Genomic DNA, 14,749 nt, shown 5'->3' on the forward strand with positions numbered 1-14,749 from the left:
TCAGAGCCGCAGGGCGAGGATGTTCGCAGTGAGTCCGGCGGCCGTGCCGCAGAGGATGACGGTATCGCCGGCGCCGATGCGCCCGGACTCCAGAGCGCGAGTGAGCATGAACGGCACGGATGCCGACACCATGTTCCCGAACCTCGCGACCTCGTCGACGCGGCGATCCTCGGGGATGCCGAGGCGGTCGAGCATCGGCCCGAGCGCCGCCGACGCCTGGTGCGGCACCCAGAGCGCCACATCGTCGTAGTCGAGCCCGCTCTTGGCGTGGAACCGCTCGAAGAATTCCGGCAGCACGCGCATCATGCCGAGCAGGGCCCGCCGCCCGTTCATGTCGAACAGGTAGTCAGCGGGATCCGCATCAGCGAAGATCTGTGCGGGAGAGCGTGACAGGCCGCCGCGGATCTCGGTGTCGTGCGCATAGGCGGGCCAGGTCTGCTGTGCGCTGGCGATCACACCGCGCTCCGCGTCGGCGGATCGGCGGAGGACGACTGCCACCGCCGCGTCGCTGAACAGCTCATAGCTCTCGCGTTGAGCAGGGTTCAGGAATCGCGTGCCGACGTCGCCCGCGAAGACGAGGATCGTCTCGTGGTCGCCGGCGTCGAGGTAGCGGGAAGCGACGTCGAGGGCGGTGATGAAGCTGGTGCAGGTCGAGTTCACGTCGAAGGCGGCGGCGTGCCCTGCGAGCGTCAGCCGTTCCAGGACGAGCGCTGCGGTACAGGGAATGGGCTGGACGCCCGCAGCCGACGCCCCGAGCACCAGATCGACGTCGTCGATGCCGATGCCCGCGTGTTCCAGTGCGCGCGTGCAGGCGCCGGCGAGCATGTCCAGATGCGACACGTCCTCCGCGATGCGATAGCGCACCTCGTCGCCGAAACGCACGGCATCCGGTGGGAGCACGCTCCCCCATCCGACGATCTCACAGCTCTTCATCGGCAGTCCCCCTCCAGGTCCGCACCACCCGGCGCAGCTTCACCGAACCATCCCGCTCGTAGGCGGTGAAGACGATCTCCGGACGTTCGCAGCCCAGCCGGTCCGCGAGCGACTGCACCTCGTGCCTGACGCTGTCCGTCGTCCGATCATCGAGCACATCCAGGGCGATCTCGAGGAGCGACGCGTGCGTCTGCACCACACGGTATTCGTCGAAGCCTTCCGCGTAGAGCAGCGCGCGGGTCATCACGTCGGCGAACACGGGGACGGTTCGGCCGTCGCGGCCGCGGAACAGCAACGTGTCGCCTTCCCGTCCTTCGATCCGCTCGATCGCCGTCAGCGCGCTCCCGCACGGGCACGGGGTCGCGCGGGGGCGAAGAACGTCACCGAGGCGATAGCGCACGATCGGCTGCGCGCGGCGACGGAGATCGGTGATGATCGGTGTGAAGCGCTCGTCGTCGAGCGGCTCTCGCTCGAAGAGCACGCTGTCCTCGTTCAAGTGGATCACGCCCTGCTCGCAGGTGTGCGCGAGGAATCCCTCGGTGCACTGGTACAGCTGGTGCACACGCTCCTGACCCAGCGCGGAGGCGATGCGGCCCTCATCTGCGACCTCGAGGACCTCGGCGACGGTGTAGACCTTCTGCGGGAGCACCCCGAGTGTCCCCGCTTCTGCCGCGCGCGCGATGAGCCGGAGCACAGAGGGCGGCGCCACCAGGATCGTCGGCTGGAAGTCGTCGAGTCGACGGATGTTCTCCGCCATGTCGGTGTGCACGTCGAAGTACGAGAACGACACCGCTCGGGAACCGACGGATTCGTACAGGCTGTTGTCGGCCCGGAGGAACAGGGCGATCCGGTGCCCGGTGAGCTTGCCGCGCGGCAGGGTGCGGGCCAGAACGGTCCCCACCCAGGCATCGCGTTCGCGCGGACTCACGATGAAGAGACCGCGGTGACCGCTGGTGCCACTGGAGAGCCCGACCGAGTTCGCACCGAGGTCGGCCGCGAAGTCCCGCGACCGCTCGTTGGCGATCGCAAGGGCCAGGGCCTCGTCCCGACGCACCCCGACGGTGTTGATCTCGTCGAAGCGATTCATCATCACGCTCTTGTCCATCAGCGGGAGCTCGTCGAAGGCGTGCGTCTCGAGAAGATCGCGGAAATAGGGCGACCGGCGTCGGAGGAACCGAAGCTGCCGGCGCAGCAGCCTCGCCTGACGCCGCTCGACGGCGGCGCGCGTGCGCAGTGGCCGCCACCATCGCGCCGCCACGAACTCGCGCAGGATCCGCACCTTGGACATCAGGAGAGGAGCTCCTTCTCGACGAGCGGGTCGTGGCTGCACACGATGTGGACGCCCGCGGCCGCGATCTCCTGCAGGCGGACGGCCGTTCGCGTGTACTCGGCATAATCGTGCTGCACCGCGCGTGGCAACGCCCGGAGATCATCCGCCGCTCCCAGCAGGTCGCGGCCCCAGCCCGCATCGCCGGCGATCAGCACACGTCCTTCGATCACTGCGCCGACGTGACCGTCGGCATGACCGGGGAGATCGAGGATCAGGTAGCTGCCGTCTCCGAGCAGATCCGCGGCGCGGATGGGAACGCCGGCGACCTCCGTGGCCAGGAACGCCTCCTCGTCGAGAACGAGTGTCGCGGCGTCGCCGAACCACGGCGGGAAGAGGCCCGTCAGGATGCCGGCGCGGAGCCGTGGCGCGTGCAGCGATCGCTGCAACCCCGACGTCAGCACGAATGTCGCACCGGGGAAATGCGCGACGCCGCCCACATGATCCGGATGCAGATGCGACAGCACCACGTGCGTGACGGATACCGGATCCACGCCGTCTTCCCGCAGCTGTCGGGCGATGTCATCGGTCGACGCGATCTTCGGCGGGAGCAGGCAGCGGTACACGGCACCGCGCCAGCCGGTGTTCCACTCGCCCGCCGCGTAGCCGGTGTCGAAGAGCACGCGCTGCCCGCCCGCGCCGTCGTACAGGAAGACTCCCGAGGGGAACTGCCGCACCTCATGCGCCCCACCGCGGAACATCGCCGCGAGATCGTGGCTCGTGCTCCCGCAGACGTAGTGCCGCAGGCGCCCGCTCATGCTGCCGCTCGCAGGTTCGCCGCGACACGGGCGAGCGCATCGTCGAGGGAGATGTGCGGCCGATACCCGAGCTCCGCCTTGGCGCGTGTCAGGTCGAGAGTCTGCGAGTACGCGATCGTGCTGAGCGTGTACCGCGTGAGCGGCGGCTCAGGACGCCCGGGTGTCACCCGGCAGATCCCCTCCAGCGCCGTCGCCAGACCCCACGCCGCCCGGCGGTTCATCGGCCTCATCCGCGGCGTCTCCCCGAGGAGCTCGAGCAGCTCGACCAACAGGTCCCGGAACGGCCGGGGGTCGTCGTTGCTGATGTTGTACACGCCGCCGGCCGGGTCTCCCGCGTCGATCGCGAGCCGCAGCGCCGTCGCCACGTTCTCGACCGCGGTGACATCGATCAGGTTCTCGCCGCCGTCGAACAGCGGCATCCCGAGTCGGCGGTGCACGTCGATCAGACGCGGGATCAGACTCGGGTCGCCGATCCCGATCAACCCGCGGGGCCGCACGATCACGAGTTCCCGGACCTCCCCCGCGAGTCGGGCCGCCTGCAGCAGCGCCTCCGCTGCGATCTTGGAGCGGATGTACCCGTTGAGCCGGTTGTCGGGGTCGACCTCGGCCTCGCGGATCAGCAGGCGATCGCGTGGCGCGGCGTACACGCTCGGCGAGGACACGTGCACGATCCGTCGCACCCCGTTCCGGCGGGCGAACTCCACGACATGCGCTGTGCCCTCGACATTCGCCTCACGGAAGGCCCGCCACGGCCCCCAGGGGGTCGAGAGCGCCGCGCAATGGATCACGGCGTCCACCGGCAGCGCGACGGAGGCCAGAGACCGCAGATCGCCCGTCAGGCGGTGCTCGGCGTCCGCGACCGCAGCCAGGGTTTCTGCGTTACGCCCGGCAGCGAAGACCTCGATGCCGTGAGCCTGAAGATCGCGCACCACATGGCCACCGAGGAACCCGCTCGCCCCCGTCACCAACACACGGGCTCCGGACATGCTCTTCACCATAGCGGCCCCCTCCTGCCGAGGGTCGCACGACCGTCAGGAGTCCGCAGGAATGACGTCCCACTCGCCGAAGACGGTGAACCCCGCCGCTCGCGCGAGCGCGACGGAGGCGGCATTGTCGAGTTGACAGCGATATTGCGGCTCGTATCCCCGCCGGAGCGCTTCAGCACTCATGGCTCGGACCGTCGCTCGACCCCAGCCTCTGCCGCGGAACGCCGGAAGCGTGATCACTCCGAGGTCGGCGAGCCGAGTCCCGTCCCACGGATACATGCTCGCGGCGGACACCAGCCTGTCGCCGACGAAGGTGCCGAAGACCAGCCAGTGGTCGAGTTCGACGAACGCGTCGTCGAGATCGTCCTCGGGTGCCTCCGCCGTGAAACCCTCGAACAGCGCGGCATCGTCGGCGCTGAGCTGACGCGTTTCCGACCGGCTTGCCTCGCCCCGAAGCGCGGCCTGGGCCCGGACGGCCAGATAGAAGAGGTGATCGGCGCCATGGAAGGAAAGCCCCGCCGTCTCGACTCGGGCAGACAGCTCCCCTGGGTCGACGCGCTCTCCATCGCTGAGGCGGAGCTCTCTCGCCCGTGTAGGCGAGAGAGAAAGCACCACGGGTCCTTTTTCGACGCGCAGAAGCGACGCCGACCGATTCGTCCGTGGAGTGGTGTCGATCGACACGACCACTCCGTCATCGGATCCAGCGACACCGTCGGGGATCCACTGGGCGAGAACGAGGGGCGAGAACACGACGGACGACCTTTCGAGCCGGGGCGATTGCTCAGCAAAGAGCGTAGCCGAGCCACCGCTCACCCGGCGAACCGTCGACGACGTCCTAGTCTGAGGGGGTGCGCATCGCCATGGTCACCGACTACTACCTGCCGACGCTCGGTGGAGTGCAGACCGTGATCAAGGCCCACAAGGAGGAGTTGGAGCGATCCGGCCACGAGGTGCTGGTGTTCGCGCCGCTCTCCGCACCAAGCGCCGATCCCTCGGTCATCCGGCTGCCGACCGCGCGGGGCTTCGCTCCCGACGGCTATCCGTTCACCTGGTCGCCCGCCGCGGCCGCCGCCATGCTGCAGCAGGAGCTGCGGGCGCATGCGGTCGATGTGGCTCATGTGCACACCGAGATGTTCGCGGCGCTGGCCGGGTTCGAAGCCGCTCGCGCACTCGGCATACCCGTCGTGCAGACCATGCACGGCCGGGTCGATGTCTACACCCGATCCGTCCTGCCGCTGCCCGGCATCACGACGGCGTTGCTGGCCGGCATGCATCGGCGGCGCATGAGCCACGACCGGTCCGATGTCGACTCGTCGTCTCCGTACACGCGCACGCGCACGGCGCGACGGATGTGGCGGCTGATGGTGAGCCAGGCCAACCACGCCGACCACGTCATCGTCCCCTCGGCGCACTTCGCTCAGAAGCTCAGCGCCCAGGGAGTCGAGACGCCGATCACGGTGCTCTCGAACGGGCTCGAACGGTCGGTGCTCGATGCGGCGGGCATTCCCGAGGTGCGAATCGTCCCGCCTGGCGAGCAGTTGCGGGTGATGTGGTGCGGTCGACTCTCCCCGGAGAAGCGTCCCGATGTCTTCCTCGAAGCCGTGGGGCAGGTACCGGGAATCGCCGCGCACATGTACGGCGACGGCGTCTCGCGGGCCGCCGTGTCACGACGTGCGGCTGATCTCCCCGACGGGCGCATCCGCGTGCACGGCAGCGTCGCGCAGTCCGAGGTGCTCGCAGCGATGCGCGAGGCGCACGTCCTGGTCTCCAGCTCCCTCGACTTCGACAACCAGCCGATGGTGATCCTCGAGGCGATCGCCACCGGCCTGCCGGTGATCGTCACAGATCCCGACCTGGCGGAGACCCTGCCCCCGGGCGGTGGTCTCGTGACGGAGACTCCGGACGCTGCAGGACTCGCTGCCGCGCTGACCCGGCTGAGAGACGACCCCGCGTTGCTGACCGCGCTCAGCGAAGCAGCGATCGCGCACCGCGACCTCGTCGCACAGCACACCCACCGCGAGGCGCTCGTCGCGGTGTATGACGCCGCGCTGGACGCGGTCCGCTGACCCGACCGCTCAGGCGTCGATGGCTTCGCGCGACAGCTGGCCCGAGGAATCGATGATGAATTCGCGACGCGGGGCGACCTCGTTGCCCATCAGCAGCTCGAAGACCCGACCGGCCGCCTCGGCATCCTCCATGCGCACCCGGCGCAGCAGACGCCCTGACTTGTCCATGGTCGTGTTCGCGAGCTGCTCGGCATCCATCTCGCCGAGGCCCTTGTAGCGCTGGATCGGCTCGTGCCAGCGTTTGCCGGCCTTGCGGAGCTTCGCCAGCAGCGCGTGCATCTCCTGCTCGCTGTAGGTGTAGATCGTCTCGTTCGGCTTCGAACCGGGGTTCATCACGATCACCCGGTGCAGCGGAGGCACGGCGGCGAACACGCGGCCGTGCTCGATCAGCGGACGCATGTAGCGGAAGAAGAGCGTGAGCAGCAGAGTACGGATGTGGGCGCCGTCGACGTCGGCGTCGCTCATCAGGATCACCTTGCCGTAGCGGGCCGAGTCGATGTCGAACGTGCGACCGGAGCCCGCCCCGATCACCTGGATGATCGAGGCGCATTCGGTGTTCGACAGCATGTCGCTGACCGACGCCTTCTGCACGTTCAGGATCTTGCCGCGGATGGGCAGCAGAGCCTGGAACTCACTGTTGCGGGCGTTCTTGGCCGTGCCGAGCGCCGAGTCACCCTCGACGATGAAGAGTTCGCTGCGCTCGACCTCGTTGGTGCGGCAGTCGACGAGCTTGGTCGGCAGCGTCGACGACTCCAGCGCGTTCTTGCGGCGCTGGGTCTCCTTGTGCGCCCGCGCGGACACGCGTGCCTTCATCTCGGAGACGATCTTGTCGAGCAGCTGCGCCGCCTGGTTCTTGTCGTCGCGCTTCGTGGAGGTGAAGCGCTGCGCGAGGTCCTTGCGGATCACCTGCGCCACGATCTGCCGCACGGCCGGCGTACCGAGGATCTCCTTGGTCTGGCCCTCGAACTGCGGCTCGGGCACGTTCACCGTGAGCACGGCGGTGAGCCCGGCGAGCACGTCGTCCTTCTCGAGCTTGTCGTTGCCGACCTTCAGCCGGCGCGCGTTCTGCTCGACCTGGGAGCGCAGCACCTTCAGAAGCTCCTGCTCGAAGCCCTGCTGGTGGGTTCCGCCCTTGGGCGTCGAGATGATGTTGACGAAGGAGCGCACCCGGGTGTCGTAACCGGTGCCCCAGCGGAGCGCGATGTCGACGGCGCACACGCGCTCGACCTCCGTGGCGATCATGTGCCCGTCCGCCTGCAGAACAGGGACGGTCTCCTTGAACGTGCCCTCGCCCTGGATGCGCCAGTTGTCGGTGACGGGCGGGTCGGTCGCCAGGTAGTCGACGAACTCGGAGATTCCGCCCTCGTAGTGGTACGAGGTCTCGTTCGGTGCGCTCGCGTCGAGGAGGGCTCCGTCCTCTCCGGCCGCCGCTGGGCGGTCCTCGGCGCGGTCGTTGCGGACGACGATCTCGAGACCGGGGACCAGGAACGCCGTCTGCCGCGCGCGCGTCTCGAGCTCGCCCAGCTGGAATGTCGCATCCTTCGTGAAGATCTGCCGGTCGGCCCAGTAGCGGACACGGGTTCCGGTGACGCCGCGCGGCGCCTTGCCGACGACGCGGAGCTCGCTCTTGTCCTCGAACGGCGTGAACGGCGCATCCGGCCGCTTCTCGCCGCTGTCCGTGAAGATGCCGGGCTCACCGCGGTGGAACGACATCGCGTAGGTCTTGCCGCCCCGATCGACCTCCACGTCGAGCCGCTCGGAGAGTGCGTTCACGACCGAGGCCCCGACACCGTGCAGACCACCGGATGCCGCGTACGATCCGCCACCGAACTTTCCACCGGCGTGCAGCTTGGTGAAGACGACCTCGACGCCGGTGAGTCCCGTGCGCGGTTCGACGTCGACGGGGATGCCGCGACCACGGTCGTGCACCTCGACACTGCCGTCGTCGTGGAGGATCACGTCGATCTTCGCGCCGTTGCCGTCGACGGCCTCGTCGACGGCGTTGTCGATGATCTCCCACAGGCAATGCATCAGGCCCGGCGATCCGTTGGAACCGATGTACATACCGGGACGCTTGCGGACAGCCTCGAGCCCTTCGAGCACCTGGAGATGATGGGCGGAATACTCGGCGGTCACAATCTCCGAGTCTATTCTCGACAGCCCCGACTGGGCCGCCGACACTCCCCACCAGGCCGGAGCCCGTGCCGTCGGCGTACGCGCTGAGCGAAACACGCCGTCAACCGGGCATGCATACAGGTGCAGCATGGTTGTATTGAGCACACCCACAGCGAGGCCGACACCCGAGGAGGCACCGAGATGAATGCAACGACCGAACGTGAGGCTTCCGCCATCGAGTTTCGCCTGACCGCACTGGATCGTTGTGATTCCTGCGGCGCTCAGGCGTACATCGCAGCCGAAGTCAACGGATCCGAGCTCCTGTTCTGCGCCCACCACGGCCGCAAGTACGAAGAGAAGCTCCGCAGCATCGCGACCAGCTGGCACGACGAGAGCGCCCGCCTCGTCGAGACCGTCTGATCCCTTTCGCTCCGGCTCCGGGACGCGCTTCGGCGCGGTCCGGAGCCTTTTTCATCCCCGGATGACGCGGCTTCATCCCTGGATGACGCGACGCACGCGAGGGCTCAATCGGGTGAGGATCTCTTCCCCGACGGTGTCGATGCGTTCAGCGAGACTCGTCGCGCTCGATTCCCCGTGGTCCCCCGCGCCGAACAGCGTGACCTCGTCACCGATCCGCATTCCCGGCCAGCCCTCGATGATCGACGTCACCGGATCGATCCGCTTCAGAACGCGCGCGCCCGCGGGCGTTCCGACCGATGCATCGGCGAGCGTGGAAGGCAGGCCGTCGAAGCTCCCGATGCCGATCACTCCGTCGCCCTCCACCACGTCCGTGATCGCGGCGACCAGCGTGGCCACCGGCCGGATGCCCTCGAGCTCCGGCCCGTCGGCCGAGCGGATGCCGTAGCAGAAGGCGCCGATGCGCGACACCGATCCGCGGAGCTCCGGCCGCCACCACGATGCGGCGGACGCCGTCAGATGCCGTGCGGCCGGGGCGACGCCGGATTCGTCGGCGACGCGGAGAGCCTCCACGAACGCCGCCTGCGCCTCATCGTCGTCGGCATCGCTGGCCTCGGAGATATGACTCCAGACGCCGTCGAGTGCGAGCACTCCGGAGCGCTCGGCCGCCCGCGCCTCCGCGACCGCCTCGGCCCATTCCTCGGGGAGGATGCCGTTCCGATGCAGTCCGGTGTCGATCTTCAGGTGCACGCGTGCGGTGACGCCGAGGACGGAGGCACGGGAGATGATCCGCCGCAGGTACTCGGCGGATCCGACGCCGAGCTCGATGTTTCGAACGAGGGCCTCGTCGATCTCGGCATCCGACGACGTCGCCCAGGCGAAGACGCGCACGTCGCCACCTCCGGCGATCCGCCGCGCGTCCAAGCCGGTTCGCACGTCGTAGCTGCCGAACAGCTTCACACCGGCCGTCACGGCGGTCTCCACGGCCCACGAGAGCCCATGACCGTACGCGTCGTCCTTGAGGACCATCATGAGCGTGGACGGTGCGATGCGGGTCCGCACAGCGTCGATGTTGGAGCGCAGGACGTCGCTGCTGATCCGCAGCTCCGGGCGGTTCATGCCTCCCACCCCCGGACGGCGTGCGCCCCGGCGACGGTGACGAGTTCGCCGACCGTCAAGCCTGTCACGTCGGCCCACCGGGCGAGCCCCGGAGCGGCGGGTCCGGACCCGCCGAAGTAGGTGACCTCGGCTCCGAGTTCTGCGTCGGACCCCTGCAGATCGATCACGCAGACGTCCATCGCGACGCGCCCGACGATCGGCCTGGCCCTGCCGTCGACTTCGACGTGAGCGTGGTTGCCGAGAGCACGCACGACGCCCTGTGCGTACCCGCCGGTGACGAGCGCGACGTTCGTGTCGGTCTCTGCGCGGAACGTGTATCCATACGAGACCGCATCGCCCGCGCGGAGGAGCTTCGTCGAGAGGACGCGGCCGGCGAACCTCATGACGGGGCGCGTGTCGAAGGATCCGTCCTCGTCAGGCAGCCCGTACAACAGCACCGGGTCGATGTCCGCGGTCGCCGCCGTGACGCCGACGATGCCTTCCAGGCGCAGCGCCTCGACCTCGCCGTCCGAATCGACGAGCACCTGCTCGGCTCCTGCCGCGGTCACGGCCTGCGCGACCGAGAGGACGCCGTGCCCCCAGGCATCGCGCCGCAGATCCGCGATGCGACCCCCGGCGCGGAGAGCCGTGGATGCCGCCGCAGCGAGCGCAGAGCGGGAGATCACCGCACGCGGCAGGGCGCTGGAAGTCGTGTCACACACGCTTTCCAGCCTAGCTTCCGGCTTCCCAGGTTGGCCTGTGAGCCCCCGTAGACTGGTGGGGACCCCTACCCTCGGAGCCCAATGTCTCGTCTTTCCCTCGCGCCCCGCGTCCGCTATCTGCTGGGTCGTGCCCGCCGCATCGATGTCGGATCGGTGGTGGAGCGAGCCAAGGAGGCGTCGGAGCAGCACCACAAGGCGGTGCCGGCCATCGTCGTCGACATGCTCTGGTCTGCTGCCCGGCACAACGTCGGATTCCAGGACTACATCGACTACGACTTCGCCATGCTCACCAAGGCGGAGCGCGAGACGTTCATGACGCACCCCGTGTCGAACCAGCTCTCGCAGCGGTACGACCACCCCGACTTCCGCTGGATCTTCCAGGACAAGATCGAGTTCAACCGCCACTTCGCCTCGCACCTGCACCGTGACTGGCTCATCGTCGACGAGGGGAACGCGGATGCCGTCCGGGAGCTCACGCAGCGTCTCGGCACGATCGTCACGAAGGAACCGGTGGGTCAGGCGGGCACGGGCGTGCACCGCTACCACGCTGCCGACATCACCGACTGGGACGAGTTCCACGCCGGTCTTCTGAGCCGTGGCGAACTGCTCATCGAAGAGGTCATCCGCCAGCACGACGCCCTCGCGGCCGTGTGTCCCGGCACCGTCAACACCACGCGCGTCACCGCCTTCTTCGACGGCGAGAAGGCGCACATCCTCGCGATGGCCCAGAAGTTCGGCCGCGGCGCGGTGAGCGATCAGATGACGTTCGGCGGCTTCTACACGATGCTCGACGAGAACGGCCACGCCGTCGGCGCCGGCTACGACTCGCACGGGCACGTGCACGAGACCCATCCCGACACCGGCTTCCCGATCGCCGACTTCCAGTTGCCGTACATGGACGAGGTGCGCGCCTTCATCGACGAGGTCGCGCGCGTGGTTCCACAGGTGCAGTACGTCGGATGGGACATCGTGGTCTCGCCCGACGGCCCCGTACTCGTCGAGGGCAACTGGGGCGCCGGCGTCTACGAGAACAAGCCGAGCGTCACCGGCGTCCGCACCGGACACAAGCCGCGTTACCGCGAGGTCATCGGGTTCTGACCTGATACGAGAAAGGCCCGGATGCTGAGCATCCGGGCCTTTCTCGATTCGGTCCCTGGGCCTGACGAAGGGTGGGTCAGACCGCGCGCACGATCCCGAGGGGCGTGGACTCGAGGCCTTGACCCAGCGGGTTGTCGCCGAGGATCCTCACCAGCCGGCGTTCGCCGTCCTTGTCGAGCGTGGACCCGAGGATGTTGCCGCCGAGGTCGTTGATGTCGACCACGGCCACCTCCAGCGAGCCCCCGAGCAGCGACTTCAGGTGCGCGGCGACGCCGCGAGGATTGTTCGGTCCGAGCACGACCGCCTCGTTGTACGGCGGGATCGTGTGCTTGGTCGGTCCATCGATCGCGCGAGCCTTGTCGCCGGCGATCCGGTAGAAGTCGCCCTTGCGTCCGAAGGCCTTGGTCACTGCAGCGACGGCCGCAGCGAGCAGGATGCGCGGAGTGCCGCACTCGCGCAGCGCCATCTCCATCGTCTCGGGCATGCCGAGACCGATGCCGTACGGCGTGCGGGTGACGTACTTCGACAGGAAGAGCGCCAGCTTGCGCGGCGTGATCTCGTCGAGACGGTACGACCGCCCCTGCGTGATCGCGACGATCTTCTCGGTCACGAACAGGAGATCGCCCGGGCGGACGGCATCCTTCGCGTACTCGGTGATGATCGCATCGAGGTCGTCATCCGGCATCACGACGCGGGTACGCAGCGGAATCCGCGCGAACGACTTTCCGTCGACGCTCGTCTCGAGCGCCTTGCCCTCGTTCGCCTGCATCACTCGAGGTAATCCCGGAGCGACTGCGAGCGGCTCGGGTGACGGAGCTTCGCCATCGTCTTCGACTCGATCTGGCGGATGCGCTCACGCGTGACGCCGAACGTGTCACCGATCTGGTCGAGCGTCTTGGGCTGACCGTCGCCGAGTCCGAAGCGCATCCGGATCACGCCGGCCTCACGCTCCGACAGCGAGTCGAGCAGCTGCTCGAGCTGGCGCTGCAGCATCGTGAAGCCCACCGCGTCGGCCGGCACGACCGCCTCGGTGTCCTCGATGAGGTCACCGAACTCGCTGTCGCCGTCTTCACCGAGCGGGGTGTGCAGCGAGATCGGCTCACGACCGTACTTCTGCACCTCCACGACCTTCTCCGGCGTCATGTCCAGCTCGCGGCTGAGCTCTTCCGGAGTGGGTTCGCGACCGAGGTCCTGCAGCATCTGCCGCTGCACGCGGGCGAGCTTGTTGATGACCTCGACCATGTGCACAGGGATGCGGATGGTGCGCGCCTGGTCGGCCATCGCACGGGTGATCGCCTGACGGATCCACCAGGTGGCGTAGGTCGAGAACTTGAAGCCCTTGGTGTAGTCGAACTTCTCGACGGCGCGGATGAGGCCGAGGTTGCCCTCCTGGATCAGGTCCAGGAACTGCATGCCGCGACCCGTGTAACGCTTCGCAAGCGACACGACGAGGCGGAGGTTGGCGCCGAGCAGATGGCTCTTCGCGCGCTGTCCGTCGCGGGCGACCCACTGGAGGTCGAGACCGAGCTGGCCGGTCTTCTCCGCAGCCGACATCGCCGAGAGCTTCTCCTCGGCGAACAGGCCCGCCTCGATGCGCATGGCGAGCTCGACCTCTTCGGCCGCGTTCAGCAGGGCGACCTTTCCGATCTGCTTCAGGTAGTCCTTGACCGGGTCGGCTGTCGCGCCGGTGATCTGGGTCGAGTAGACCGGGACGTCTTCGTCGTCGTTGGACGAGATGACGATCGCGCCGGTCGGCAGGGGCTCGGTGAACTTCGGCTTGGCGTCGTCGTCCTCGTCGTCGTCGACAGCACCGGCCACAGGAGCCTCGTCTTCTTCGACGACGTCGTCCGCCTTCTTCTTCTTGACCGGGGCGCGCTTCGCGGCCGCACGCTTCGCCGCGCTCAGCGGGGCGGGCTTCTCGGGCGCGTCGACCTCGACCTCAGCGTCGACGGCGGTCTCTTCGGCCTTCTTCGTCGTCCGGGTTTTCTTCGTCGTGGCAGGAGTCACGTTTCGCCTTTCACGGGGCTGATGAGCCGCCCCGGGACATTTCGGACACTAGTAAGACCCTTGTCAAGTCCGGTGTGGGAAAACACCGATTGACAACGGGTCAGAGTCCTAGTATCGCACACGTGTGGCGATGCCGACGCATTCCGGTGAAGTTGGCGCAGATTCTTCTCAACCGCGCCCGGGCTTGTCTTCGTCTCCGGATGGACGCGAGGCGAGATAGCGCTCCAGCTCTGCGGCCAGTTCGTCGGCGCTCGGCAGATCCCGCTCGCTGAAACCGCCCTCGTCGTAGGACTCGTCATCGGGATTGCGTCCGGCCATGTAGGCGTCGTAGCGGCGCTCGAGGTTCTGCACCATCTGCTGCAGCTCATCGTTGCCGGCGACCTGCTCGTCGACCCGCGTGAAGTAGTCCTCTCGGCGTTCCTGCACGGCGTCGAGCATGAGCACGAGGCCGGTGGAGGCCATCAGCTTCTCGGCGGCAGCGATGACGGCATCCGGATTCTCCGTCTCGGCGAGATAGTGCGGCACCAGGAGGACGAAGCCGACGACGCGGAGACCCTGCTCCGCAAAACGGAACTCGAGCAGATGACCGGCCGTGGCCGGTACCTGCGTGCGCGGGCGCCATACCGAGTGCGCGACCGTGAGCTCGCGGCGATTGCCGCTGACGGTGGTCCCGATCGGGCGGGTGTGTGGCACGGGCATCGCGATCGAGTGCACCCAGTTGAGTCCGCTGACCTCGAATTCGGCGGCCAGATCGAGCACCGTCTGCGCGAACGCGTTCCAGGCGAAGTCCGGTTCGTACCCGGCGAGCAGGAGGAACGGCTGGCCCAGCGCGTCGGTCGCCAGGGAGAGTTCGAGGCGGGAGGGCCGGAACTCCGTCAGGTGGTCCTGATCGAAGGAGATCACCGGGCGGCGCGCCCGGTAGTCGAGCAGCACGTCGTTGTCGAACACGACGATGGGCTGGGGCGACGCGGTCTCACGCAGGTGGTCGATGAGACCGGACACAGCGCTGCCGGCGTCGGTGAACCCCGTCAACAGCACGACCAGGGGCAGGCCGTGCGGCACCGTCGGCGCATTCGCGACACGTTCGTGGATCTCACCGGAGAAGGGCATGTCACCATGCTACGAGCAGTGTCTGGCCCCCGGGCTGGGCCGGTCATGCTGAGAGCGAACACGCGGAGCCCCGCCCGCGCACCGAGGCTGCGGCGGGATCCTAGGATGGAAT

The 14,749-nt window shown here is 68.0% G+C and carries 14 protein-coding genes; 3 read left to right on the forward strand and 11 right to left on the reverse strand.

Translation table 11 applies throughout. The annotated features are described in order from the left end of the window. Genes V5D55_RS16510 through V5D55_RS16530 form a run of 5 tightly spaced genes read right to left on the reverse strand, consistent with a single transcriptional unit; the run spans position 1 to position 4,754 of the window. Positions 1-933: a 3-oxoacyl-ACP synthase III family protein gene (locus V5D55_RS16510; RefSeq protein ID WP_435745061.1), complete on the reverse strand. Its 933-nt coding sequence runs from the start codon at positions 931-933 to the stop codon at positions 1-3. Beyond that, complete coding sequence (locus V5D55_RS16515) at positions 920-2,221, reverse strand: F390 synthetase-related protein (RefSeq protein ID WP_435745064.1); 1,302 nt, start codon at positions 2,219-2,221, stop codon at positions 920-922. The genes V5D55_RS16510 and V5D55_RS16515 overlap by 14 nt, the downstream gene beginning before the upstream one ends. Then, positions 2,221-3,018, reverse strand: a complete 798-nt coding sequence (locus tag V5D55_RS16520) for an MBL fold metallo-hydrolase (RefSeq protein WP_435745067.1) — start codon at positions 3,016-3,018, stop codon at positions 2,221-2,223. The genes V5D55_RS16515 and V5D55_RS16520 overlap by 1 nt, the downstream gene beginning before the upstream one ends. Next, positions 3,015-4,004 (reverse strand): NAD-dependent epimerase/dehydratase family protein, encoded by a 990-nt coding sequence (locus V5D55_RS16525; RefSeq protein ID WP_435745069.1) that lies wholly within the window; start codon positions 4,002-4,004, stop codon positions 3,015-3,017. Before V5D55_RS16525 ends, V5D55_RS16520 begins: the two co-directional genes overlap by 4 nt. A gap of 45 nt (positions 4,005-4,049) precedes the next feature. Continuing rightward, a complete protein-coding gene (locus V5D55_RS16530) occupies positions 4,050-4,754 on the reverse strand; it encodes a GNAT family N-acetyltransferase (RefSeq protein WP_435745071.1) in 705 nt (234 codons plus the stop codon). Between the two features lie 98 nt (positions 4,755-4,852). Between V5D55_RS16530 and V5D55_RS16535 the strand changes: the two genes are divergently transcribed. Beyond that, positions 4,853-6,070 (forward strand): glycosyltransferase, encoded by a 1,218-nt coding sequence (locus tag V5D55_RS16535; RefSeq protein ID WP_435745074.1) that lies wholly within the window; start codon positions 4,853-4,855, stop codon positions 6,068-6,070. A 9-nt stretch (positions 6,071-6,079) separates the two neighbouring features. On the opposite strand, the gene V5D55_RS16540 is transcribed toward V5D55_RS16535, so the two are convergent. Continuing rightward, the gene (locus tag V5D55_RS16540) at positions 6,080-8,206 is read right to left on the reverse strand and encodes a DNA gyrase/topoisomerase IV subunit B (protein ID WP_435745075.1); all 2,127 of its coding nucleotides are present in this window, start codon (positions 8,204-8,206) and stop codon (positions 6,080-6,082) included. Between the two features lie 180 nt (positions 8,207-8,386). Here V5D55_RS16540 and V5D55_RS16545 point away from each other — a divergent pair, with 180 nt between their 5' ends. Then, on the forward strand, positions 8,387-8,605 hold the full coding sequence (locus V5D55_RS16545) for a DUF7455 domain-containing protein (protein WP_435745077.1): 219 nt from the start codon (positions 8,387-8,389) through the stop codon (positions 8,603-8,605). Positions 8,606-8,677: 72 nt separating this feature from the next. On the opposite strand, the gene V5D55_RS16550 is transcribed toward V5D55_RS16545, so the two are convergent. Both V5D55_RS16550 and V5D55_RS16555 read right to left on the reverse strand, forming a co-directional pair. Next, the gene (locus V5D55_RS16550; protein ID WP_435745080.1) at positions 8,678-9,721 is read right to left on the reverse strand and encodes an alanine racemase; all 1,044 of its coding nucleotides are present in this window, start codon (positions 9,719-9,721) and stop codon (positions 8,678-8,680) included. Further along, entirely contained in the window at positions 9,718-10,422 is a 705-nt protein-coding gene (locus V5D55_RS16555; protein WP_435745082.1) for an alanine racemase, read from the reverse strand. Before V5D55_RS16555 ends, V5D55_RS16550 begins: the two co-directional genes overlap by 4 nt. A gap of 81 nt (positions 10,423-10,503) precedes the next feature. Here V5D55_RS16555 and V5D55_RS16560 point away from each other — a divergent pair, with 81 nt between their 5' ends. Beyond that, positions 10,504-11,520 carry a sugar-transfer associated ATP-grasp domain-containing protein gene (locus V5D55_RS16560; protein ID WP_435745085.1) on the forward strand — a complete coding sequence of 339 codons (1,017 nt, stop codon included), beginning with the start codon at positions 10,504-10,506 and terminating at the stop codon, positions 11,518-11,520. 76 nt (positions 11,521-11,596) lie between these two features. Here V5D55_RS16560 and V5D55_RS16565 read toward each other — a convergent pair whose 3' ends face one another. The 3 genes from V5D55_RS16565 to V5D55_RS16575 all read right to left on the reverse strand — a co-directional run bounded on the left by V5D55_RS16565 (position 11,597) and on the right by V5D55_RS16575 (position 14,637). Continuing rightward, positions 11,597-12,289, reverse strand: a complete 693-nt coding sequence (locus tag V5D55_RS16565; protein WP_435745088.1) for a coenzyme F420-0:L-glutamate ligase — start codon at positions 12,287-12,289, stop codon at positions 11,597-11,599. After that, a complete protein-coding gene (locus V5D55_RS16570) occupies positions 12,289-13,527 on the reverse strand; it encodes an RNA polymerase sigma factor (protein WP_435745090.1) in 1,239 nt (412 codons plus the stop codon). The genes V5D55_RS16565 and V5D55_RS16570 overlap by 1 nt, the downstream gene beginning before the upstream one ends. Positions 13,528-13,695: 168 nt before the next feature. After that, positions 13,696-14,637, reverse strand: a complete 942-nt coding sequence (locus V5D55_RS16575) for a proteasome assembly chaperone family protein (protein WP_435745092.1) — start codon at positions 14,635-14,637, stop codon at positions 13,696-13,698. Positions 14,638-14,749 lie beyond the last annotated feature (112 nt).

This window comes from Microbacterium sp. PMB16 (genome assembly GCF_051294855.1).
In the GTDB taxonomy this organism is placed as follows: Bacteria; Actinomycetota; Actinomycetes; order Actinomycetales; family Microbacteriaceae; genus Microbacterium.

Coding starts and splice junctions, on each gene's coding strand:
- V5D55_RS16510 (WP_435745061.1), bottom strand. CDS start 933: ATGAAGAGCTGTGAGATCGTCGGATGGGGGAGCGTGCTCCCACCGGAT.
- V5D55_RS16515 (WP_435745064.1), bottom strand. CDS start 2,221: ATGTCCAAGGTGCGGATCCTGCGCGAGTTCGTGGCGGCGCGATGGTGG.
- V5D55_RS16520 (WP_435745067.1), bottom strand. CDS start 3,018: ATGAGCGGGCGCCTGCGGCACTACGTCTGCGGGAGCACGAGCCACGAT.
- V5D55_RS16525 (WP_435745069.1), bottom strand. CDS start 4,004: ATGTCCGGAGCCCGTGTGTTGGTGACGGGGGCGAGCGGGTTCCTCGGT.
- V5D55_RS16545 (WP_435745077.1), top strand. CDS start 8,387: ATGAATGCAACGACCGAACGTGAGGCTTCCGCCATCGAGTTTCGCCTG.
- V5D55_RS16550 (WP_435745080.1), bottom strand. CDS start 9,721: ATGAACCGCCCGGAGCTGCGGATCAGCAGCGACGTCCTGCGCTCCAAC.
- V5D55_RS16560 (WP_435745085.1), top strand. CDS start 10,504: ATGTCTCGTCTTTCCCTCGCGCCCCGCGTCCGCTATCTGCTGGGTCGT.
- V5D55_RS16565 (WP_435745088.1), bottom strand. CDS start 12,289: ATGCAGGCGAACGAGGGCAAGGCGCTCGAGACGAGCGTCGACGGAAAG.
- V5D55_RS16575 (WP_435745092.1), bottom strand. CDS start 14,637: ATGCCCTTCTCCGGTGAGATCCACGAACGTGTCGCGAATGCGCCGACG.